22 protein-coding genes are annotated in these 22,752 nt (G+C 65.8%); 4 read left to right on the top strand and 18 right to left on the bottom strand.

Translation table 11 applies throughout. The features are described 5' to 3' along the window. Positions 1-89 precede the first annotated feature (89 nt). The 17 genes from J3B00_RS25580 to cbiE form a co-directional block, all read right to left on the bottom strand. Positions 90-605, bottom strand: a complete 516-nt coding sequence (locus tag J3B00_RS25580) for a GNAT family N-acetyltransferase (RefSeq protein ID WP_209874051.1) — start codon at positions 603-605, stop codon at positions 90-92. A gap of 32 nt (positions 606-637) precedes the next feature. Then, positions 638-1,336 carry an urea ABC transporter ATP-binding subunit UrtE gene (urtE, locus tag J3B00_RS25575; protein ID WP_209874047.1) on the bottom strand — a complete coding sequence of 233 codons (699 nt, stop codon included), beginning with the start codon at positions 1,334-1,336 and terminating at the stop codon, positions 638-640. 76 nt (positions 1,337-1,412) lie between these two features. Further along, complete coding sequence (gene urtD / locus J3B00_RS25570; RefSeq protein WP_209874044.1) at positions 1,413-2,270, bottom strand: urea ABC transporter ATP-binding protein UrtD; 858 nt, start codon at positions 2,268-2,270, stop codon at positions 1,413-1,415. Further along, positions 2,267-3,346, bottom strand: coding sequence for an urea ABC transporter permease subunit UrtC (urtC, locus tag J3B00_RS25565; RefSeq protein ID WP_209874041.1), 1,080 nt, complete (start codon positions 3,344-3,346; stop codon positions 2,267-2,269). Before urtC ends, urtD begins: the two co-directional genes overlap by 4 nt. Further along, positions 3,346-4,833 (bottom strand): urea ABC transporter permease subunit UrtB, encoded by a 1,488-nt coding sequence (gene urtB / locus J3B00_RS25560; protein ID WP_209874038.1) that lies wholly within the window; start codon positions 4,831-4,833, stop codon positions 3,346-3,348. Before urtB ends, urtC begins: the two co-directional genes overlap by 1 nt. An 89-nt stretch (positions 4,834-4,922) precedes the next feature. Next, a complete protein-coding gene (gene urtA, locus J3B00_RS25555; protein WP_209874034.1) occupies positions 4,923-6,188 on the bottom strand; it encodes an urea ABC transporter substrate-binding protein in 1,266 nt (421 codons plus the stop codon). Positions 6,189-6,388: 200 nt separating this feature from the next. Beyond that, complete coding sequence (gene cycA, locus J3B00_RS25550; protein WP_209874031.1) at positions 6,389-7,804, bottom strand: D-serine/D-alanine/glycine transporter; 1,416 nt, start codon at positions 7,802-7,804, stop codon at positions 6,389-6,391. 196 nt (positions 7,805-8,000) lie between these two features. Then, the gene (locus J3B00_RS25545; RefSeq protein WP_209874028.1) at positions 8,001-9,365 is read right to left on the bottom strand and encodes a PepSY domain-containing protein; all 1,365 of its coding nucleotides are present in this window, start codon (positions 9,363-9,365) and stop codon (positions 8,001-8,003) included. 57 nt (positions 9,366-9,422) lie between these two features. Further along, positions 9,423-11,489: a TonB-dependent copper receptor gene (locus tag J3B00_RS25540; RefSeq protein ID WP_209874025.1), complete on the bottom strand. Its 2,067-nt coding sequence runs from the start codon at positions 11,487-11,489 to the stop codon at positions 9,423-9,425. A 66-nt stretch (positions 11,490-11,555) separates the two neighbouring features. Beyond that, a complete protein-coding gene (locus J3B00_RS25535) occupies positions 11,556-11,993 on the bottom strand; it encodes a DUF2946 domain-containing protein (protein WP_209874022.1) in 438 nt (145 codons plus the stop codon). Positions 11,994-12,012: 19 nt separating this feature from the next. Beyond that, positions 12,013-12,495: a copper chaperone PCu(A)C gene (locus tag J3B00_RS25530; RefSeq protein ID WP_209874019.1), complete on the bottom strand. Its 483-nt coding sequence runs from the start codon at positions 12,493-12,495 to the stop codon at positions 12,013-12,015. A gap of 48 nt (positions 12,496-12,543) precedes the next feature. Next, positions 12,544-12,933, bottom strand: coding sequence for a DUF2946 domain-containing protein (locus J3B00_RS25525; protein ID WP_209874016.1), 390 nt, complete (start codon positions 12,931-12,933; stop codon positions 12,544-12,546). Positions 12,934-13,039: 106 nt separating this feature from the next. Beyond that, on the bottom strand, positions 13,040-13,891 hold the full coding sequence (locus tag J3B00_RS25520) for an SPFH domain-containing protein (RefSeq protein WP_209874012.1): 852 nt from the start codon (positions 13,889-13,891) through the stop codon (positions 13,040-13,042). 24 nt (positions 13,892-13,915) lie between these two features. After that, entirely contained in the window at positions 13,916-14,353 is a 438-nt protein-coding gene (locus J3B00_RS25515) for an NfeD family protein (RefSeq protein ID WP_209874009.1), read from the bottom strand. A 128-nt stretch (positions 14,354-14,481) separates the two neighbouring features. Further along, entirely contained in the window at positions 14,482-15,204 is a 723-nt protein-coding gene (locus tag J3B00_RS25510; RefSeq protein ID WP_209874006.1) for a cobalt-precorrin-6A reductase, read from the bottom strand. After that, positions 15,201-16,295 (bottom strand): cobalt-precorrin-5B (C(1))-methyltransferase, encoded by a 1,095-nt coding sequence (locus J3B00_RS25505; RefSeq protein ID WP_209874003.1) that lies wholly within the window; start codon positions 16,293-16,295, stop codon positions 15,201-15,203. The genes J3B00_RS25510 and J3B00_RS25505 overlap by 4 nt, the downstream gene beginning before the upstream one ends. After that, positions 16,288-17,499, bottom strand: a complete 1,212-nt coding sequence (gene cbiE, locus J3B00_RS25500) for a precorrin-6y C5,15-methyltransferase (decarboxylating) subunit CbiE (RefSeq protein WP_209874001.1) — start codon at positions 17,497-17,499, stop codon at positions 16,288-16,290. The genes J3B00_RS25505 and cbiE overlap by 8 nt, the downstream gene beginning before the upstream one ends. Positions 17,500-17,633: 134 nt before the next feature. Between cbiE and cobG the strand changes: the two genes are divergently transcribed. Genes cobG through cobJ form a run of 4 tightly spaced genes read left to right on the top strand, consistent with a single transcriptional unit; the run spans position 17,634 to position 22,009 of the window. Then, positions 17,634-18,965, top strand: coding sequence for a precorrin-3B synthase (cobG, locus tag J3B00_RS25495; protein WP_245362628.1), 1,332 nt, complete (start codon positions 17,634-17,636; stop codon positions 18,963-18,965). After that, a complete protein-coding gene (locus J3B00_RS25490) occupies positions 18,958-19,584 on the top strand; it encodes a precorrin-8X methylmutase (RefSeq protein WP_209873998.1) in 627 nt (208 codons plus the stop codon). The genes cobG and J3B00_RS25490 overlap by 8 nt, the downstream gene beginning before the upstream one ends. Further along, positions 19,581-20,315 (top strand): precorrin-2 C(20)-methyltransferase, encoded by a 735-nt coding sequence (locus J3B00_RS25485; RefSeq protein ID WP_209873995.1) that lies wholly within the window; start codon positions 19,581-19,583, stop codon positions 20,313-20,315. The genes J3B00_RS25490 and J3B00_RS25485 overlap by 4 nt, the downstream gene beginning before the upstream one ends. 2 nt (positions 20,316-20,317) lie before the next feature. Next, positions 20,318-22,009, top strand: a complete 1,692-nt coding sequence (gene cobJ, locus J3B00_RS25480) for a precorrin-3B C(17)-methyltransferase (RefSeq protein ID WP_209873992.1) — start codon at positions 20,318-20,320, stop codon at positions 22,007-22,009. A gap of 30 nt (positions 22,010-22,039) precedes the next feature. On the opposite strand, the gene J3B00_RS25475 is transcribed toward cobJ, so the two are convergent. Further along, the gene (locus J3B00_RS25475) at positions 22,040-22,636 is read right to left on the bottom strand and encodes a MarC family protein (protein ID WP_209873989.1); all 597 of its coding nucleotides are present in this window, start codon (positions 22,634-22,636) and stop codon (positions 22,040-22,042) included. Between the last annotated feature and the right edge of the window lie 116 nt (positions 22,637-22,752).

The following is a 22,752-nucleotide window of genomic DNA, read 5'->3' as shown; positions in this document are numbered from 1 at the left end:
GGGTGTCGGCGGCGGCCTCTTCGCGGGGCAAGCCCGCTCCTGCAGGACAGATCCCGAAGGCGCGGGCTTGCCCTGCGAAGAGGCCCTGATCAGGCAGGCTCAGCCCCTGGGTTCAACAGCAACTGCATGAAGGTCAGATCCAGCCAGCGGCCAAACTTCACCCCCACCTGTGGCATGTGCCCGGTGACCACGAAGCCCAGCCGCTCATGCAGGCGCACCGACGCCGCATTGCCACTCTCGATCGCCGCCACCATCACATGCTTGCCACACGTCCGGGCACGCTCGACCAGCCCCTGCATCAATACCGGCCCAAGGCCCTTGCCGCGCTGATCGCCTCGTACATACACCGAATGTTCCACCGTATGCCGGAAGCCTTCGAACGGGCGCCAGTCGCCAAACGATGCATAACCCAGCACGCCACTGTCATCCACCGCGACCAGGATCGGATAACCCTGCTGCGCGCGCGCTGCGAACCAGGCCTGGCGGTTGGCCAGGTCTACCGGGGTTTCGTTCCAGATCGCCGTGGTGTTGCGCACGGCGTCGTTGTAGATGTCGAGGATGCCCGGCACATCAGTGGCCAGGGCCTCGCGGATCTCGTAACTCATGACAAGCGTCTCGCAGGGGATAGGCCTGCAGATTAAATGGTTACCAGCCCGCGTACACCTTCGGCCTGCATGTTTTCCCCACGGCCCTGCTGGATGATCTCGCCGCGGGCCATGACCAGGTACTGATCGGCCAACGCCTCGGCAAAATCGTAGAACTGTTCGACCAGCAGGATGGCCATGTCGCCGCGGTCGGCCAGCTTGCGGATGACCGCGCCAATTTCCTTGATCACCGACGGCTGAATGCCTTCGGTAGGTTCATCGAGGATCAGCAGCCGCGGCCGGCTGGCCAGGGCACGGCCGATGGCCAGCTGTTGCTGCTGGCCGCCGGACAGGTCGCCGCCGCGGCGCTGTTTCATCTGCTCGAGCACCGGGAACAGCTCGTAGATGAACGCTGGCACTTCGCGGGCCTCGCGCGCCGGGAAGCGCGACAGGCCCATCAGCAGGTTTTCCTCGACGGTCAGGCGCGGGAAGATTTCACGGCCCTGGGGCACGTAGGCGATGCCGGCATGCACGCGCTGTTGCGGCTTGAGCGTGGTGATCGGCTGGCCTTCCCAGTGCACACTGCCCTCACGCGGCGCGACCAGGCCCATCAGGCAGCGCAACAGGGTGGTCTTGCCCACGCCGTTGCGCCCGAGCAGGCAGGTCACTTCACCGACCTTGGCCTCGAAGGACAAGCCGCGCAGGATATGGCTGCCGCCGTAGTACTGGTGCAGGGTATCGATTTTCAGCATATGTACGTCCTCTTGCTTCCCTGCGAGATCGCCGCACCGCCGCTCCTACAGGGATTGCATTGATGTGGGGTGAGCTTCAGCGGCCCAGGTAGACCTCGATCACGCGCTCATCCGCCTGTACCTGCTCCAGCGAACCTTCAGCCAGCACGCTGCCCTGATGGAGCACGGTGACGTGGTCGGCAATGCTGCCGACAAAGCCCATGTCGTGCTCGACCACCATCAGCGAATGACTGCCCGCCAGGCCCTTGAACAGCTCGGCGGTAAACTCGGTTTCGGCATCGGTCATGCCCGCCACCGGCTCGTCGAGCAGCAGCAACTGCGGCTCTTGCACCAGCAACATGCCGATTTCGAGAAACTGCTTCTGCCCGTGCGACAGCAGCCCGGCCTGGCGCTTGGCCAGGGGCAGCAGACGCAAGGTGCTCAGCACCTGCTCGATCCGCTCGCGTTGCTCGCCCGACAAGCGTGCCGCCAGGCTGGCCCAGACCGACTTGTCGGTCTTGAGCGCCAGCTCGAGGTTCTCGTACACGGTCAATGCCTCGAACACCGTCGGCTTCTGGAACTTGCGGCCGATCCCGGCCTGAGCGATCTGGTATTCGCTCATGCGGGTCAGGTCGAGGGTGTCGCCGAAAAACGCCGTGCCGGTATCGGGGCGGGTCTTGCCAGTGATCACGTCCATCAGGGTGGTCTTGCCGGCGCCGTTGGGGCCGATGATGCAGCGCAGTTCGCCGACGCCGATGTACAGGTTCAAGGCGTTCAGTGCCTTGAAACCGTCGAAGCTGACGCTGATGTCTTCCAGGCTCAGCACCGTGCCATGGCGCACGTCCAGGCCCTTGCCGCGGCGCTGGCCGAGGCCGATTGCTTCGCGGCCGGTGCCGACCTGGTCGAACACCGGTTCCAGCATGAATTCGGGATGTACCGGGGGCAGGCCTCTCATGGCTGGCTCCTTTTCTTCAACAGGCCGATCACGCCCTTGGGCAGGTACAGGGTGACGATGATGAACAGCGCACCGAGGAAGAACAGCCAGAACTCCGGGAAAGCCACGGTAAACCAGCTCTTCATGCCGTTGACCAGACCGGCGCCGAGCAGCGGGCCGATCAGCGTGCCGCGCCCGCCGAGGGCAACCCACACGGCAGCTTCGATGGAGTTGGTTGGCGACATTTCGCTGGGGTTGATGATGCCCACCTGCGGCACATACAGCGCGCCAGCCAGGCCGCACAGCACCGCGCTGAGCACCCACACCAGCAGTTTGAAGCCGCGTGGGTCGTAGCCGCAGAACATCAGGCGGTTCTCCGAGTCACGCAGTGCCGTCAGCAGCCGGCCGAACTTGCTCCGGGTCAGCCGCCAGCACAGGTACAGGCTGGCCAGCAACAGGCCGACGGTGAGCAGGAACAGCACCGCGCGGGTGCCTTGCGCGGCGATGTCGAAGCCGAGGATGGTCCGAAAACTGGTAAAGCCGTTGTTGCCGCCAAAGCCGGTTTCGTTGCGGAAGAACAGCAACATGCCGGCGAAGGTCAACGCCTGGGTCATGATCGAGAAGTACACGCCTTTGATCCGCGAGCGGAACGCGAACCAGCCGAACACCAGCGCGAGCAAGCCCGGCGCCAGCACTACCAGGCACATGGCCCAGGCAAAGTGCTGGGTGCCGGCCCAGTACCAGGGCAACTCGGTCCACGACAGAAAGGTCATGAAACCCGGCAGACCGTCGCCAGCGGCCTGGCGCATGAGGTACATGCCCATGGCATAGCCACCGAGGGCGAAGAACAGCCCGTGGCCGAGCGACAGCAGCCCGGCATAGCCCCAGACCAGGTCCAGGGCGAGGGCGACGATGGCATAACAGAGGATCTTGCCGACCAGCGTCAGGGTGTAGGCCGAGACCTGCAGCGCATGCCCTGCGGGCAGCAGTGACAGCAGCGGCAGGGCCAGCAGGATGAGGATGACGACGGCGCCGATGGCCAGCGACAAGCGCGGCCCGGCCTTTTGCGTGGCGGTGACAAGCAGTGGCTGGTTCATCAGTCGATTACCCGTCCCTTGAGGGCGAACAAGCCTTGCGGACGCTTCTGGATGAACAGGATGATCAGCGCAAGGATGAGAATCTTGCCAAGCACCGCACCGATCTGCGGTTCCAGCAATTTATTGGCGATGCCCAGGCCGAATGCGGCCCAGAGGCTGCCGGCCAGCTGGCCAACGCCGCCGAGCACCACCACCAGGAACGAGTCGATGATGTAGCTCTGGCCGAGGTCCGGGCCGACGTTGCCGACCTGGCTCAGGGCCACGCCGCCCAGCCCGGCAATGCCCGAGCCGAGGCCGAAGGCGAGCATGTCGACGTGTCCGGTGGACACCCCGCAGCAGGCGGCCATGTTGCGGTTCTGGGTCACCGCACGCACGTTCAGGCCGAGCCGGGTGCGGTTGAGCAGCAGCCAGGTCAGCAACACCACCGCGAGGGCAAAGGCGATGATCACCAGGCGGTTGTACGGCAGCACCAGGTTGGGCAGCACCTGAATGCCACCCGACAGCCAGGCCGGGTTGGCCACTTCGACGTTCTGTGCGCCGAACAGCAGGCGGATCGCCTGGATCAGGATCAGGCTGATGCCCCAGGTCGCCAGCAGGGTTTCCAGCGGGCGGCCATACAGGTGGCGGATCACCGTGCGTTCCAGCGCCATGCCGACCCCGGCACTGACGGCGAAGGCCACCGGCAGGGCGATCAATGGGTAGAACTCGATCGCCCCGGGCAAGTAGCGCTGGAGCAGGACCTGAACCATGTAGGTGCTGTAGGCGCCGAGCATGAGCATCTCGCCATGGGCCATGTTGATCACCCCGAGCAGGCCGAAGGTGATTGCCAGGCCAAGTGCTGCGAGCAACAGGATCGAACCCAGCGACAGGCCGCTGAACGCTTGGCCGAGCAGCTCGCCGATGAGCAGTTTGCGCTTGACCTGGGCCAGGCTGGTTTCAGCGGCGGTGCGCACCCCTGCGTCACTTTCGGCACCCGGCTGGAGCAGGCTTTCGAGACGGGTGCGGGCCAGCGGGTCGCCGGTTTCACCGAGCAGGCGTACGGCCGCCAGACGCACCGCAGGCTCGCCGGCGTCCAGTTGCAGGTTGGCCAGGGCCAGGCCCAGTGCGGCGTGCACGGCGGCGTCCGGTTCGCTGGCGAAGCGCCGGTCGAGGAAGGCCATCTGCGCCGGCTGCGCGCTGCGCTGCAGTTCGCTGGCGGCGGTCAGGCGCACGGCGGGATCGTCGCTGAACAACTGGTGGCTGGCCAGGGCGTTGTCGATCAAGCCGCGCAGGCGGTTGTTCAGGCGGATCTTGCGGCTGTCGTCTGCGGCGATGCGACCTTGCTTGAGCGAGGTGAGCAGGGCCAGGCGCTCCGGTGTCGGCTGCGCAGCCCAGTCCTGAAGCAGGCGGGCCTGCTCGGCGGGCTTGGCAGTGAAGAACAATTCGCCTTCGCTGGCCTGGGCTGCCAAGGGCAACAGCAGGAGCAGGGCGAGCAGGAATCTGAGCATGGGGTATTCCTGGAAAAAAGGCGGATGCACCGCGGGCAGCGTGGGCGCGGGCTTGCCCCGCGAATGGGCCGCAACGCGGCCCCGTGCGCTTAGTTACCTTTCACCGCGTAGTCAGGCCGCTTGTCGTTACCCGGAATGAACGGGCTCCAAGGCTGCGCCCGCAACGGCTGCTCGGTTTCCCAGACCACGCTGAACTGGCCGTCATCCTGGATCTCGCCGATCATCACCGGCTTGTGCAGGTGGTGGTTGGTCTTGTCCATGGTCAGGGTGTAGCCCGACGGCGCCTTGAAGCTCTGTCCGGCGAGGGCCTCGCGGACCTTGTCGACGTCGGTCGACTTGGCCTTCTCGGCGGCCTGTGCCCACATGTGGATGCCGACATAGGTGGCTTCCATCGGGTCGTTGGTCACGGCTTTGTCGGCGCCCGGCAGGTTCTTCGCCTTGGCGTAGGCCTTCCAGTCGGCGACGAACTTCTGGTTGACCGGGTTATCCACCGACTCGAAGTAGTTCCACGCGGCCAGGTGCCCAACCAGCGGCTTGGTGTCGATACCGCGCAGTTCTTCCTCGCCCACCGAGAACGCCACCACCGGTACGTCGGTAGCTTTCAGGCCCTGGTTGGCCAGCTCCTTGTAGAACGGCACGTTGGAGTCGCCGTTGACGGTGGAGATCACCGCGGTCTTGCCGCCGGCGGAGAATTTCTTGATGTTGGCGACGATGGTCTGGTAGTCGCTGTGGCCGAACGGCGTGTACACCTCTTCGATGTCCTTGTCGGCGACGCCTTTGCTGTGCAGGAACGCGCGCAGGATCTTGTTGGTGGTGCGCGGATAGACGTAGTCGGTGCCGAGCAGGAAGAAGCGCTTGGCGCTGCCGCCGTCTTCGCCCATCAGGTACTCCACGGCCGGGATCGCCTGCTGGTTGGGCGCGGCGCCGGTGTAGAAGACGTTTGGCGACATCTCTTCGCCTTCATATTGCACCGGGTAGAACAGCAGGCCGTTGAGCTCTTCGAACACCGGCAGCACGGATTTGCGCGACACCGAGGTCCAGCAGCCGAACACCACCGCGACCTTGTCCTGGGTCAGCAACTGACGGCTCTTTTCGGCGAACAGCGGCCAGTTGGAGGCCGGGTCGACCACCACCGGTTCGAGCATCTTGCCGTTGACGCCACCCTTGGCGTTGATCTCTTCGATGGTCATCAAGGCCATGTCCTTGAGTGACGTCTCGGAAATCGCCATGGTCCCCGACAGCGAATGCAGGATGCCGACCTTGATGGTCTCGGCGGCCTGGATGCTCCAGCTCAGGCCCATGGCGGCAATCGATGCGCTGAGGGTAAAGGCCTTGATCAGACTGCGACGCTTCATGTGCTCTCTCCGTTGAGTTGTTTTTGCTGTTGGCACCTCGGAGAAGAGCGTTTGCAAGCGGTGTGCCCAGTTTTCGGACACGGCAAAACCGCCGGTTTGCGGGGCTTGCGGAGGGGGTTAGGGATATTTGCGGTCCAGCTTGGTGCCAGTGCTTGCGCTGTGCACGGAATTGGGGCCGCACGCGGCCCCATTCGGACCTGTCAGTCCTGTGCGTTACCGATGGCCGCGCGCGGCTGGCGACGGCTACGGACGAACTGATAGGTCACCGCCAGAATCACGAACCACAATGGCGTCACGATCAACGCCTTGCGCGTGTCGTCTTCCAGGGCCAGCAGTACCAGGATGGCGGCGAAGAACACCAGGCACACGTAGCACATGAAGCGCCCGCCCGGCATCTTGTAGGTAGAGGCCTGGTGCAGTGCGGCGCGCTGGACGCGGTACTTCAGGTACGACAGCAGGATCAGCGTCCAGACGAACATGAACAGCAGCGCCGACACCGTGGTGACCAAGGTGAACGCTTCGACCACGTCGGGAATCACGTAGATCAGGACGGCGCCAAGCAGCAGGCAGGTGCACGAGAAGAACAGCCCGTTGGCCGGCACTGCGCGGCGCGAGAGCTTCTCGAAGGCTTTTGGTGCATCGCCTTCCTGGGCCAGGCCAAACAGCATGCGGCTGGTGGAGAACACACCGCTGTTGGCCGAGGAGGCCGCCGAGGTCAGCACCACGAAGTTGATGATGCTCGCCGCCGCAGGCAGGCCGGCGAGGACGAACAGTTCAACGAACGGGCTCTTGCCGGGTACCACGTCGCGCCATGGGGTGACGGCCATGATGGCGATCAGCGCCAGTACATAGAAGACGATGATGCGGATCGGGATCGAGTTGATCGCCCGTGGCAGCGTGCGTTGCGGGTCCTTGGCTTCGGCGGCAGTGGTGCCCACCAGCTCGATGCCGACAAAGGCGAACACGGCAATCTGGAATCCGGCGAAGAAACCCATCAGGCCATGCGGGAACATCCCGCCGTCATTCCACAGGTTGGCCAGGTCGGCGGTGCGGCCGCTTGGCGACTCGAAACCGGTGATGACCATGTACAGGCCGGTGACGACCAGGCCGAGAATGGCGACGATCTTGATCAGGGCGAACCAGAACTCGAGCTCGCCGAACATCTTCACCGTGACCAGGTTCAGCGCCAGCAGCAACGCGACGCAGCTCAGGGCCGGTATCCACTGGGGCAGGTCGGGGAACCAGAATTGTGAGTACGCGGCGATCGCGACCACGTCGGCAATACCGGTGACCACCCAGCAGAACCAGTAGGTCCAGCCGGTGAAGTAGCCCGCCCACGGCCCGAGCAGGTCGGCCGAGAAGTCGATGAAGGATTTGTAGTTGAGGTTCGACAGCAGCAGCTCGCCCATCGCCCGCATGACGAAGAACAGCATGAAGCCGATGATCATGTAGACGAAGATGATCGACGGGCCAGCGAGGCTGATGGTCTTGCCCGAGCCCATGAACAGGCCGGTGCCGATGGCGCCGCCAATGGCGATGAGCTGGATGTGGCGGTTGGTCAGGTTACGTTGCAGATGCTGGTCATCTGCCGGTGGAGGGGTGGAGGTCCGAGTCATTGGCTGCATTCCATTGAGGGTCAGTCTTTTTGTGCGAGCCGAGTAGGCTAACACGGGCGTCCCAAAACGGGGCGCGACAGATCGACACGACTTTGGTCGCGAACTGTACCGGCCTTTTCGCGGGGCAAGCCCGCTCCTACAGAGGGTGTGGTGTACCTGCAGGAGCGGGCTTGCCCCGCGAAGAGGCCGGCCCTGATCAGGCTCTGGCCAGTACTCTGCGCCGCAGCACCAGGCTATCCACACCCCACATCACCAGCATCGACACCCCCACCAACGGGAACGCCACCCCCAGCACCAGCATCACCGCCGTCGCCGTCTTCCAGCGCGGCAAGTCGTGGCGCAACGGCGGCACACCGAGCCCGCCCGCAGGCCGACGTTTCCACCACATCACCAGGCCGCTGACCGAGCCCAGCAGGATCATCAGGCACACCAGCAGGATGACGATCTGGTTGAACGCGCCGAACATCTTGCCCTCATGCAGCATCACCCCCAGCTCGGTGGCGCGGGCGACCGGGCTGTAGTCTTGCCAGCGCACATCGGCGAGCACCTTGCCGGTGTACTGGTCGACATGCAGGGTGGCGTCGTTGCGTGGGTCGTCGGCGAACACGGCGACGGTGAACACGCCCTCGGCAGTGGTCGGCAGGGTGATGCTGTAGCCGGGCTCGACCAGGCGGCTGGTCGCGATGTCCTCGACCTGCTGCAGGCTGACCTGTGGCGCCGCTGGGGCACTCGACATCATGTGGTGGCCAGCATGCTCGGCATGCGCGCCAGACTGCGGCATGGGCGTGTTCTCCATGGCCCAGGGCACGGTTTGCCGATGGGCCTGATTGAGCACTCGGGCCTCTTGATCCGACTTCGGCACGTCGTTCCACATGGCTGCCGGGAAGCGGTTCCACAGGTCGGCATACTGCTTGCCCCACAGGCCGGTCCAGGTCATGCCACTGAGCAGCATCAGCAGCAACAGCGCCGACCCCCAGAAACCACTGACCGCATGCAGGTCACGCCAGAGCAGCCGGCCCCGGGCCGACAGGCGTGGCCACAAGACCCCGGCGCTGTTGCGCCCGCGTGGCCACCACAGGTACAGCCCGGACACCACCAGGACGATGCCCCAGCCCGCCGCCAGCTCGATCAGGCGGTCACCCACGGTGCCGACCATCAGCTCGCCGTGCAAGGCGCGGGCCACGGCCTGCAGGTTGTCCTTGGCGTCCTGTTCACCGAGCAGCTTGGCGCTGTAGGGGTCGATGAATACATTCAGCTCGCGGCCGCCGTCATGCACCACGAACTGCGCGCTGCGCTCGGCATTCAGCGCTGGCAGGTACTGGCCCACGTGTCCTTGGGGATAGGCACGCTGGACCTCGGCGAGCAAGGCGTCGGCAGTCTGCCGGTGATCGCTGGCCTCGACCACCATCAGCTCGCGGTACATCAGCGGGTCGAGCTGGGGCTTGAACAGGTAGATGATCCCGGTGATCGCCAGCAGGATCATGAAAGGGGCAACGAACAGCCCGGCATAGAAATGCCAGCGCCAGGCCAGGTTGTAGAAGGAAATGCGTGGTCCGCTCATGGAACCTCCCATCAGGCAAGGTGTGGGGCGCGGTCGTTGCCGCGCCCGTAGTGAGTGTCAGAAGCTGATATCGACCTTGGTCCAGAAGGTCCTGCCTGGCTCGTCGACCGGCTGCGGGTCCATGGCCGGGTAGCCGAACCCGGCGTTCCCGGCCAGGTTCAGGTGCTCGGCGTAGGCTTTGTCGAACAGATTGTCGACCCCCGCGCTGAGCTTGAGGTTGTTGTTCACCTTGTAGGCGCCGTTGAGCGAGAACACGCCGAAGCCTGCGCTTTTCTCGTAGTCCTTGCCGACTACGTTGCCCTGGTTTGCGGCGATGCGGTTCTGTGCCGAGACCAGTCGCCACAGGGCACCGGTACTCCAGTTGTCCTGGCTGTAGGTCAGGCCCAGGCGACTTTCCAGAGGCGGCATCTGTGGCAGCGCTTTGCCATCACTGCTGTTCTTGCCCCAAGCGTAGGCCAGGGTTGCGTCGGCCTTCCAGTTTTCCGACAGCTTGTAGGCCCCGCCAAGTTCGCCGCCCATGATCCGCGCATCGATGTTCTGCGCCTGCGAGGTGCTCATGCCCATCATGCCGGTGCGGTAGTCGAACAGGATGTAGTCGCGGATCTGCCCAAGGTAACCCGAGGCCCAGGCTTCGAGGCGCTCGCTGCGGTACTGGATACCGAAGTCGAGCTGGGTGGTTTTCTCCGGTTTGATCCCGTCGAAGGCGTTGACCGAGCCCGCCGGGCCTTGGCTGGGGGAGAACAGCTCCCAGTAGTCGGGGAAGCGCTGGGCGTGGCCGAGACCGATATAGGTGGTCGCGGCCAGCGCCGCCAGGTCGTGCTCATAGCGCACAAAGCCGCTGGGCAAGGTGTCGGCACGGCTGTCGCCGCCGGTGGCACTGCTGTCACGAAAATCCCGCGTCGAGGCGCGGTCGAGGCGCGCGCCGGTGATCAGCCGGTCTTCAGCGCTGGCGTACCAGGTCAGCTCGCTGAAGACGCCGTAGTTGTGAAAGTCGGCGTCCTTGGTCCAGGCCTGGCCCTTGTGCGCGTCGACACCCATGCCCCCGCGCTTGCGGTGCTCGTTGGTCTGCGCGTCGATACCGCTGATCAATTGCACATCGGCCCAGCGCCAGGTGGCCTTGATCCGCGCGCCCAGCGTGCGCCGGTCGACATTGCTGACCATGGGCATGCCCATCATGCCGCTGCCCGACGGCGTGCGCAGGCTGTAGTTGTCCATCACGTGGTCGGCGTAGTTGTAGTAGACCTGCGCTTCGAGCGTGTCGAGTACCTCGCCGAGGTTGGATTTTTCAAAGCGCAGGCCGAGGCTTTCGCGCTTGAACTGCGAGCCGTCCATACCGCGCCCGGCATAGCGTGCCTCGCCATCGCCCTTGCCAGCGGTGAGCTCGAGCAGGGTATCGGCGTCGGGCGTCCAGCCAAGGCTGACGTCGCCGTTCCACTTGTCCCAGCGTGACGGCACGGTATCGCCATTGCCGTCGTCATAGTCGTCGGAGCGCGACTGGTTGCCGACAAAGCGCGCATAGGCCTGGCTGTTACCGGCCGCGGCGTCGAGGACCTTGTCGAAGCGGCCGTGCGAGCCGGCCAGCAGGCTGGCGTTGACCCGGCTGCCAAGCTCGCCGAATTTTTCTGGCTCGCGCTCGAAGAGAATGGTCCCGGCCGAGCCCCCTGGCCCCCAGATCACGCTTTGCGGGCCCTTGATCACGGTCAGCCGGTCGTAGGTTTCCGGTGAGATGTACGAGGTGGGTGCGTCCATCCGGTTGGGGCAGGCGCCGAGCATCAGGCCGCCATTGGTGAGGATGTTCAGGCGTGAGCCGAACATGCCGCGCAGTACCGGGTCACCGTTGGTGCCACCGGAGCGGATCGCCGAGAAGCCGGGGATGGTCTTCAGGTAGTCGGCACCGTCGCTGGCCGGCACCGGCTGGCGTGGGTCCTTGGGGTTGGTGACCACGGTCAGTGGCGAGCTGGGGGCGACGGCGGTGATGACCGTCGGGCTCAGCTCGGCGAGGTCATGGTCGTGGCCGTCATGGCCGGGCTCGGCGGCCAGCGCCAGCGGCGCGAGCAGCGAGCCGCAGAGCACGGCAATCGTCCCGCGCAGGGACAGGGCAGATACAGGGATGCAGCCGGACATAGTGATTCCAGTCGATCAGTCATGGGTGAGCGCGAAGCCTCCTGGCTCCGTGCGGTCAATTGCGCTTCAGACGTCGATCGAAGGGAAAGGCGGCGCACGGCTGCGGGCACCGGGGAACACCGCCTGGCGGGCATGGCCGTGCAGGGTGGGCGCGGATAGCGGCAGGGCATGGGCAACCCTGCCATGGTTGAGCGGGCTGAAGCTTTGCGGCAGGGTCGGGCAGTTGAACAGCAGGCTGCAATAGCCGCATTTTTCCCACAGGGCGTGCTGCTCGCCATCGCTGCCATGGCCATGGTGGCCCTCGCCGGCATGGGCGTGGCCGGACGCCATGGACATGTCCATCGGCATGTTGATGCCGGCGTGGTGATCCATCGGCATCGACTGGGAAACCAGTGGGCCGATGAAAATCATCCACATGGCGAACAGGCTCAGCCAGCCGCCACCGGCGCGCCTGCGATCAGGGCGGGTGGTACGGCGGGCGTTGCGGTCGCGCAGCAGGCTCATGGCGAGCGCTCGTCAGCGGTCAGTGCGTGTGTTGATGCCCTGGCTGGTCGGTGGGCGGCTGCTTCTGCACGGCCACCTCGACGGTAATGTCACCGGCTTTCTCGAAGTGCAGGGTCAGCGGAAAACGCTTGCCGTCGCGCAGCAGACTGCGGTCCTTGGGCTGCATGAGCATCACGTGATAGGCGCTGGGCGCGAACAGCAGGTCCTTGCCAGCGGGGATGGTGACCCCGGGCACTTGCTGCATTTTCATCAGGCCGTCGGCCGTCTTGCTGTGCTCATGCAGCTGGGCATCATCGCTGATGGGGGTTTCGACGCTGAGCAGGCGATCGTCCTGCGTGCCGTTGTTGTGCACCACGAAGTAGGCGGCGACGTTGGGGGCGTTGGGCGGCAGTTCCAGCGACCACGGGTGGGCGATGTGCAGGTCGCCCTGGGTGTATTCATGAGCGTTGGCGAAGGCGCCGGGCAGCAACAGGGCGGCCAGGACGAGGGCTTGCTTGAGCATGGATTGAGTCTCCGATCTGTACAGGTTCAGTGCGGTAGCGTGGTGAACTCAGGCCAGGGGAGAAGCGCGGGGATTGAGCGCCGGCCAGAGTTGGCGCGGCGTCGGTTGGTAGTCGGCGAGGCTGGGCAGCTGGCCGAGGCTGAACTGGGGCGGGCTGCGCAACTGCGGCGCCTGCCCCGGCAGAGCCAGTAGCGGTGCGCCACCGGAGCAGCACCAGCAGTGCTGCATGTTGGCTTGATCGCCGCCTTGATCGCCAAGGTCGATCTTGGCCAGGGCCTGTACATCGAGCTTGGCCTTGGCGCCCATGCTGGAACAGAAAGCCCCCCACAGCAGCTGCTCGGCCGCGCCCTTGGACGCAGCGGAAGACAGCGGCATGGCCAGCAGATTGAACAGCACTGCCAAGCAGGCTATCCAGGCGATGTGCCGACGTGGGGGCATGGAGAGATCCGGTCAGGAATCGTGGCGGGTATTGTACGGCGGAGTATAGGTAAAAAAGGCGGGGTGCGGTGAAGTGACGCAGGGGCGCAAAGCGCCCCTGGCTATGTCAGGCCTTGCGCCCAAGCAGCCCGCGTACCGTCTCTTGCAAGTCGGCCGGCAGCACCACGAGCTTGGCATTGTCGCTTCCCGCCAGGTTCTCCATGGCGGTGATGTAGCGCTCGCCCAGCAGGTACATGGCCGGGGTGGTTTCAGTGCCAACTGCGTCCCTGACCAGGGTGATCGCCCGTGCCGAGGCCTCGGCGAGGTTGATCTGCGCTTCGGCATCCAGTTTGGCCGACTGCAGGCGCGCTTCAGCTTCAAGGATGGCCGCCTGCTTGGCCCCTTCAGCGCGGGTCACATCGGCTTTACGCTCACGCTCGGCAGCCGCCTGACGCTCCATGGCCAACTGCATGTTCTCCGAAGGCTTGATGTCCTGGATCTCGACCGAGCGCACGGTCACGCCCCAATCCTCGGTCTGTTCGGACATCGCCTCGCGCAGGCGAGCCTTGATCTGCTCGCGGCTGGAGAGTGCCTCGTCGAGGTCCATGGCGCCCACGATGGCGCGCAGCGAGGTCATGGTCAGGCTGGTCACGGCAAAGGAGAAGTCCTGCACGCCGTACGAAGCCTTCTGCGGATCGACCACCTTGGCGAAGCACAGCGCATTGGCGACGATCACCGCGTTGTCCTTGGTGATGATCTCCTGCTGCTGCACGTCGAGGATGATGTCCTTGGTCGGCAGGCGGTAAGCGACTACGTCCATGTACGGGATGACGATGTTCAGGCCGGGTTTGAGGGTGCTGTGATAGCGGCCGAGGCGCTCGACGATCCATTCTTCGCCCTGAGGCACGATGCGTACCCCTTTGAATACGGTGATCAGGACGAAGACGGCGAGCGTCGCGACGACGATAAGGCTGGTCATGCTGGAGCTTCCTTGTAGTACGGATCAGGCCCGGGTGACGCGGGCGGTATTGCCTTCGATGGCGGTCAGACGCACGCGCTCGCCGGCGGCGATTTCGCTGTCGGCGACGCAGGTCCACTCTTCATTGCCGAGGATCGGCTTCTGGAAGCGCACGCGGCCCTTCTGGAACTCCGACACGCTGGCGGTCAGCAGGCCGACTTCGCCGAGCACGCTGTCGGCAGTCCAGCGCACGTCGGGCCGCTTGCGGCGGAACAGCTTGAACCACAGCGCGGTGGTGACTGACGAGAACAGCACCCACAGCAGTACCTGCATATCCAGCTGCAGGGTTGGTGCCGCCAGGGCGATCAAGGCCACCAGTACGGCACCGATGCCGAACCAGAGAATGAAGAAGGTGGGCAGGACCAGTTCAAGCAGGATCAGGGCAACGCCGAAGACGAGCCAGATCCACCATTGCATTTCCATATGGGTGGGCCTTCCAGGGGAGGAGGGCTGAGTTTACGGCAGATGGCAGGCCATGGGCCATTGGGGGGATTCGGTAGGGGGTAGGGGAAAAGGGCGGCACTGTTGTAGGACTTGGCCCTGCACAAGCGTTAAACGGAAGTCAGTGTTGCCACTATGGCCTCAACCGCAAAAAACTCCCGGTCAACCGTCGGCAACGCCGGCCGCCGCAACACCAGCACCGGCACGCCCAGCTCCCGCGCCACCTGCAGCTTCGGCTCGGTGGCCACGCTGCCGCTGTTCTTGCTCACCAGCACATCCACCCGCCGCCGCGCGAACAGCGCCCGTTCACCTTCGATATCAAACGGTCCGCGTGCGCCGATCACCTCACAGCGCTCATTCCCAGGGCACGCCTCCAGCGCACGCAAGGTCCAGAACTGGTGAGCGGGGATTTCGTCCAGATGCTGCAAAGGTTCGCGCCCCAACGTGAACAGTGGCCGCTCAAACGGCTTGAGCGCCTTGATCAAACCAGCCCAGTCAGCCACTTCGCGCCAGTCATCGCCGGCCTGCGCCTGCCACGCTGGCCGACGCAACGCCCAACAGGCAACGCCCGCGCTACGCGCCGCCTGCGCCGCATTGCGGCTGATCTGCGCGGCATACGGATGGGTCGCGTCGATCAACAGCGTGATGCCGGCGTCGCGCAGGTAATCCGCCAAGCCGTCGGCACCGCCATAGCCGCCCACCCGCACCTGGCACTGCAGGTCCTGCGGCACGCGGCCGATCCCGGCCAGACTGTAGACATGCTCCGGCCCCAAGCGTCGCGCGATGGCCAGCGCCTCGGTGACGCCACCGAGCAGCAGAATGCGTGCGCTCATCTCACACCCGCCTGGCCGACGATGCCGCCTTGGCGGTCGATGGCGAACACTTCCACCTGCACCTGAGCGGGCACCACGCTGCGGGCAAACGCCAGGGCATGGGCACACACCGCATCGCCCAGGGCGACCCCGGCCGCATGGGCCAGGGCCAACGCTTGCTGGCTGGTATTGGCGGCGATGATCGCATCCTGCAGCGTCTGATCGGCGCCGATGTCCTTGGCCCAACCGGCCAGCTGCGCAAGGTCGATGCTCGAATGGCGACTGTGCAGGTCCATGTGCCCCGCCGCCAGCTTGCTGATCTTGCCGAACCCGCCGCACAGGCTCAGACGCGCTACCGGTACCTTGCGCAGGTGCTTGAGCACCGCGCCGACAAAATCGCCCATTTCGATCAGGGCGATTTCCGGGAGGTTGTAGACCCGGCGCATGGTGTCTTCGCTAGCGTTGCCGGTGCACGCGGCAATGTGGCGATAACCATTGGTATGCGCGACGTCGATGCCTTGGTGGATCGAGGCGATGTAGGCCGAGCAGGAAAACGGCCGGACGATCCCGCTGGTGCCGAGAATCGACAGCCCACCGAGGATGCCGAGGCGCGGATTCATGGTCTTCAACGCCAGTTGTTCACCGTCGCGCACGTTGACCGTGACCTCGAAACCGCCGGCGTAGGCGCAGTCGCTGGCCAGCTGTTGCAGGTGCTCGGTGATCATCCGGCGTGGCACCGGATTGATCGCCGGCTCGCCCACCGCCAGGACCAGGCCCGGGCGGGTCACGGTGCCAACGCCGACGCCGGCGACAAAGCGTACCCCCGGCGCTTCAAGCAAGCGCACCTGGCTGTAGAGCAGGGCGCCATGGGTGACGTCGGGGTCGTCGCCGGCATCCTTGAGCGTACCGGCCTCGGCGCACTCGCCGGTTCGACGACAGAACTCCAGGCGCATCTGCACATGCTTGCCCTTGGGCAGGGTGATGTGTGCGGCGTCTTCGCTGAGGCCAGTCAGCAGCAAGCGCGCTGCCGCGAGGCTGGTGGCCGTGGCGCAACTGCCGGTGGTCAGGCCACTGCGCAGGGGCGTGGGCTGCTCGCGGGTTTCTTCACGCATCGAGGGGTTTCACCACGTCGAGCAGGGTGATCGGCAGGGCCTGGCGCCAAGTGTCGAAGGCTCCCAGTGGCTGGGTCTGGGCGAGATGGATTCGGGTGAGTTCGCCGCCGTGCTGCTCGCGAAAGTGCGCCAGGGCCAACTCGCTCTGCAGGGTCACGGCGTTGGCCACCAGACGCCCACCGGGGCGTAGCTGTTGCCAGCACCGCGACAACACGCCTTCGCGGGTAACGCCGCCGCCAATGAAGATCGCATCGGGCCGTTCGAGCGCGCTGAGCGCCTGCGGTGCCTTGCCGCGCACCAGCTGCAAGCCGGGCACGCCGAGGGCATCGCGGTTGTGTTCGATAAAGGCCTGGCGGCCGGCGTCGGCCTCGATGGCCAGGGTCCGGCAACTGGGATGGCTGCGCATCCACTCGATGCCGATCGACCCGCAGCCGGCGCCGACGTCCCACAGCAGCTCGCCAGGTTGCGGGGCCAGGCGCGCCAGAGTGATGGCGCGGACATCACGTTTGGTCAGTTGACCGTCGTGGCGAAACGCGTTGTCGGGCAGGCCGGCCGTTGGCGACAGGCGCACAGCAGTGGGCGAAGCCAGGCACTCGATGGCGACCACATTGAGTGCGGCAGCCTGGGCGTGCGGCCAGTCTTCAGCGGTGCCGCTGAGGTGGCGCTCGTCGCTGCCGCCGAGGTGTTCGAGCAGGTGCATCCGGCTCGGAGCAAAACCGCGTTCACGCAGCAGGGCGGCGATCTGTGCCGGGCTGTCGCCGTCATTGCTCAGCAGCAACAGGCGCACGCCGGTGTACAGCTGCGCAGTGAGCGCGGCCAGCGGACGGGCGACGAGCGACAGCACCTGCACATCCTGTAACGGCCAGCCCAGGCGCGCCGCGGCCAGCGCGCAGGAGGACGGGCTGGAAAGCACATGCATCTGTTCGGCGGGCACCTGGCGCGCCAGGCTGGCGCCGACGCCGTAGAACATCGGGTCGCCGCTGGCCAGCACGCAGACCGGTTCGCCGCGCAGGGCCAGGACCGGGGCCAGGGAGAACGGCGAGGGCCACTGCAGCCGTTCGCCGACGATGCAGCGGGGCAGCAGGGCCAGTTGGCGCGGGCTGCCGAAGATCCGCGCGGCGCCGAGCAGGGCGCGTCGGGCGGGCTTGCCCAGGCCGCTGAAACCGTCTTCACCGATACCTACTACTGTCAGCCAGGGGGCCATGGATTTCACTTCTGTCAGGTGCGGGGCCGCGTTGCGCCCCCGGATTCAATACGATGTTCGACCGCCGGTTTTTCATGCCGTCGGACAAAGCAGGCATAATACCGCGCCTTCTACACTCAAGCGCACTTTCACGATTGCCGGATGCCCCCTTGAACTCGCCCCAGACCCCTGACGTTTCGCCCCGCCCCTCGGCTTGCCCGGGGTTGTGGCGCATCGTCGCCGCCCGTGATGGCGGCATCTGCCGGATCAAGCTGCCGGGCGGCCTGCTGCTGGCTGATCAGGCCGATGCCGTGGCCGAGGCTGCCGAGCGCCATGCGTGCGGGGTGATCGAAGCGACCAATCGCGGCAACCTGCAGATTCGTGGCATCGGCGACCAGCATCAGGCGCTGATCGACCACCTGCTGGCCGCCGGGCTCGGCCCGCGCGAGGCGGCCGGCGACGATGTGCGCAACCTGATGCTGAGCCCACTGGCCGGCCTTGACCCGGCCATGCTGATGGATACCCGGCCGCTCGCCGGGCAGATCCTCGAGATGCTCGAAAGCACCCCGCGGTTTCATCAGCTATCGGCCAAGTTCGCCCTGCAGCTGGATGGCGGCGAAGGCTTGAGCATGCTCCACCACCCGCACGACCTGTGGCTGTCGGCGGTAGTCCTTGAGCAGCAGACCTGGTTGGCGTTTGGCCTGGCCGGTTGTCCTGGTGCCGACCGGCCATTGGCGGCGGTGCCGGTGGCACAGGGGCTGGCCCTGACCCGCGCGGTGCTCGAGCGCTTCCTGGACCTGGCCAGTACCGAACAGTCACGCATGCGCCAGTTGCTCGAAACCTGCACCGCCGAGGATTTCCTCGATGGCCTTGGTGTGCCGATCCGCCGTGATCCGGCGGTGCTCGGCTGGCGCCGCACGTCGGCCGGCACGACCTGGCTGGGCCGGCTTGCCCAGCAGCAGGGAATGGCGCTTGGCGTCGCTCCGCCGCTGGGCCGGCTGACCCCGACCATGCTGCGCGGTATGGCGCGGCTGGCGCGTGAGCTGGGGGACGGCCAATTGCGCCTGAGCCCTTGGCAAAGCCTGGTGCTGAGCTCCATCGACCCGGCCCAGGCGGACGCGGCCCTGACCGAGCTGGAGGCCCTCGGCCTGCTTTGCCAGGCCGCGGCGCCGCTGGCGCGGATCACCGCCTGCACCGGCTCCAGCGGTTGCGCCAAGGCCCAGGCCGACACCAAGGCCGACGCCGTGACGCTGGCCCCGCTGTTGTCGCCTGGCGCCGCCGCCAGCGTGCACCTGTCCGGTTGCCTGCGATCCTGCGCCATGGCCCATGTGGCTCCGGCCACCCTGCTGGCCCGCTCGCCGGGCCGCTATGACCTTTACGCGCGTGATGCGCGCCTGCCGGGCTTCGGTGCCCTGCGCGCCAGCGACCTTACCTTGAAAGAAGCAGGCGCCATGCTCGACCTGCCTACGGAGCACCTTGATGATTGACTACATCCGCGATGGTCAGGAGATCTATCGCAATTCCTTCCGGATCATCCGTGAGGAAGCCCGGCTCGAACGGATTCCTGCCGACCTGGAAAAACTCGCCGTGCGCGTGATCCATGCCTGCGGCATGGTCGAGGCGATCGACGGCCTGCAGTTTTCCGCAGGTGCCGGCACCGCTGGGCGTCAGGCCCTGGCCAACGGTGCGCCGATCCTCTGCGATGCGCACATGGTCGCTGAAGGCATCACCCGCGCCCGCCTGCCCGCCAACAACCCGGTCATCTGCACCCTGCGTGACCCGAGCGTGCCCGACCTGGCCAAGGCCGCAGGCAACACGCGCTCGGCGGTGGCCCTGGAACTGTGGCGGCCGCATCTGCAAGGCAGCGTGGTGGTCATCGGCAACGCGCCGACGGCGTTGTTCTACCTGCTCGAGATGATCGATGCCGGCGCACCGAAACCGGCGCTGATCCTTGGCTTCCCGGTGGGCTTCGTCGGCGCTGCGGAGTCCAAGGCGATGCTTGCCGCCGACAGCCGTGGCGTGCCGTTCGTGATCATGCAGGGTCGCCTGGGGGGCAGCGCGATGGCCGCCGCCGCAGTCAACGCCCTGGCCACGGAGGTAGAATGATGACTGCACGTGGACGTCTGCTCGGCCTGGGCGTTGGCCCCGGTGACCCTGAGCTGATCACGGTCAAGGCGCTGCGCCTGCTGCGCGAATCGCCGGTGGTGGCCTACTTTGTCGCCAAGGGCAAGCGCGGCAACGCCTTTGGTATCATCGAGGCGCACTTGCAGGCCGAGCAGACCCTGCTGCCGCTGGTGTACCCGGTGACTACCGAGGTGCTGCCGGCACCGCTGTCGTACGAACAGGTGATCAGCGACTTCTACGATGAAGCCGCCGAACAGGTCGCCGCGCACCTCGATGCTGGCCGCGACGTGGCGGTGATCTGCGAGGGTGACCCGTTCTTCTACGGCTCCTACATGTACCTGCATGACCGCCTGGCGCAGCGCTTCGAAGCCGAAGTGATCCCGGGCGTCTGTTCGATGCTCGGCGGCGCCTCGGTGCTCGGTGCTCCGCTGGTCTATCGCAACCAGACGCTGACCGTGCTCTCGGGGGTACTGCCAGCGGACGAACTCAAGCGCCGCTTGGCCGACGCCGATGCTGCGGTGATCATGAAACTGGGGCGCAACTTCCCCAAGGTGCGTCAGGTCCTCGCTGAGCTGGGCATGGACGGCCGCGCGCTGTATGTCGAGCGCGCGACCATGGCCAACCAGAAGATCGTCGCCCTGGACGCCGTCGACCCGCAGTCGTCGCCGTACTTCTCGCTGATCATCGTGCCGGGTGAAAAATGGCAGGGATGAACATGCGCAGCGCACCGGCAATCGTCATTCTGGGCGCGGGCAGCCTGGCCACCGCGCAGCGGATCCAGCAGCTGTACCCTGAGTCGATGATTCATGGCCTGCGTGGTCGGGTCGAGGGTGTCGACTGCCTGTATGACGCGTTTGGCCAGACCCTGCGTGAGCTGTACCAGCAGGACACGCCGATCATCGCCTTGTGTGCGGCAGGCATCGTCATCCGCAGCCTGGCCAGCCTGCTCAGTGACAAGGATGTCGAGCCACCGGTACTGGTCGTGGCTGAAGACGGCAGCGCGGTAGTGCCGCTGCTCGGCGGCCTCGGAGGGGTCAATGTCATGGCCCGTGAAATCGGTGCGGCGCTCGGCGTGGCGGCAGCGATTACCACCAGTGGCGAGTTGCGCTTTGGCACCTGCCTGCTCAATCCGCCAGCGGGTTATGCCTTGGCTGACCTGGAGCAGGGCAAACGCTTCGTCTCCGATCTGCTCGCAGGCGAAAGCGTGCGCATCGAAGGTGAGGCGCCGTGGCTGGCCGAGGTGCAGCTACCTGCCGATGCTGCGGCGCAGCGGACCATTCATGTTGGCTGCGAAGCGCGCCCGGCAAGCCGCGATGAACTGCTGATTCATGCGCGTTCGGTGCTGGTCGCTGTCGATGCGCAGCTGCCGGAGCTTGTCCAAGGCGTCACGGCGGCCTTGCGCGAAGCCAACATTGCTCAGGCGTCGCTGGCCTGCCTGCTGGCCAGTGAGCAGCAGATGGCCGAACCGGCCTTGCACCAGGCCGCACAGGCACTCGGGGTAGCCCTGCGCTTTGCCCCGCAAGCTGACAGCCTGGTTGCCATGGCGGGTCAAGCGGTGCCCCAGGCGCGCCTGAGCGAAGCTGCAGGTGTCGTCATCGCGCGGGCCTCTGCGCCGCTCGAGGTTGCCCAGGTCGGCCGCGGACGTGGCCGCCTGGCGGTGATCGGCCTGGGGCCGGGGGCTGCCGAACTGATGGTGCCAGCGGTCAAGGCCGAGCTGGCGCGCGCCGAGGATGTGCTCGGTTATGAAACCTACGTGCGCATGGCCGGGCCGTTCCGCCCTGATCAGACCCTGCACAACACCGATAACCGGGAGGAGATGCAGCGCGCCCGGCATGCGTTCGAGCTGGCCGCTCAAGGGCGTTCGGTGGTGGTGGTGTCGTCGGGTGATCCGGGCGTATTCGCCATGGCGGCAGCGGTGCTCGAGGCTCTGCACGAGTCCACCGACCCGGCCTGGCATCGGGTCGATCTGGAGGTCCTCCCGGGCGTGTCCGCGTCCCTGGCCACCGCTGCTCAGGCGGGTGCGCCGTTGGGCCATGATTTCTGCGTGATGTCGCTGTCTGACAACCTCAAGCCTTGGTCGATCATCGAAACACGCCTCGACCTGGCCGCGCAGGCTGACCTGGTCCTGGCGTTCTACAACCCGATCTCCAAGGCCAGGCCCTGGCAGCTCGGGCGCGCCCTGGAGATCGTTCGTCAGCATCGCCAGCCAGCTACCCCGGTCGTGCTGGGGCGGGATATTGGCCGTCCGGGGCAGACCCTGAAGGTGGTGACCTTGGGCGAGTTGCAGACAGAGATGGTCGACATGCGCACGATGGTCCTGGTCGGCTCGTCGACCACCTGCGTGTTTCCGCGCGAGGCCGGCGGGACCTGGGTCTACACCCCACGCTGGTATCCCGCTGCGGACTGAGCCAAGCCGGCAACGGTTCGCCGCCAAGGGCTAGCTGACGAAGTAGCCCTTGATCCCGGTAAAGATGATCTGTGCGGCCAGGGCGCAGACGAATAGGCCCATCAGTCGGCTGACGATCTGCAGGCCCTGCTCACCGAGGATGCGCTCGATACCGTGCGAGAGGTAGAGCACCAGGCCGACGGTGAAGCTGGCCAAGGCGATGCTGATGATGGCCAGCAGTTTGTCGTCCCAGTGCGGTTGACTGACGCCCATTACCAGCAGTGCACCGATGGTGCCGGGCCCCACGGTCAGCGGGATGGTCAGCGGCACGATGGTGACGTCCTGCTGGACGTTGTCGCTCTGCACCGCCGGCTTGCCCTGGGCCATGCCCAGCGCCGAGATGAACAGCACGCTGCCGGCGCCGATGCGAAACGCGTCGGCGGTGATGCCAAAGACTCCGAAGATCACTCGGCCGAACAGGTAGAGCAGGACACTGGCGATCAGCGCGGCGATCGCCACGCGCCAGGCCAGCTGCTTGCGCTCTTTGCTGGAGTAGCCCCGGGTCAGGCTGATGAAGCAGGACAGCACGAAGAACGGGCTGTAGAGCACGAGCATTTTCAGGTAGACGCTGAACAACTCATGGAGCATGGCCGGAGTCCGTGGCGGGGGAGGGTGGGTGGGAGTGTATCAGCAGGCCCAGGCCCTGTAGCCGATCGCCTGCCCCAAGCCGCCGCTCCTGGATGATCACTGCAATGTCCGATTCC

It is taken from the genome of Pseudomonas sp. BP8, assembly GCF_017875955.1.
GTDB lineage: Bacteria > Pseudomonadota > Gammaproteobacteria > Pseudomonadales > Pseudomonadaceae > Aquipseudomonas.
This window is presented reverse-complemented; position numbering and strand designations above follow the sequence as displayed.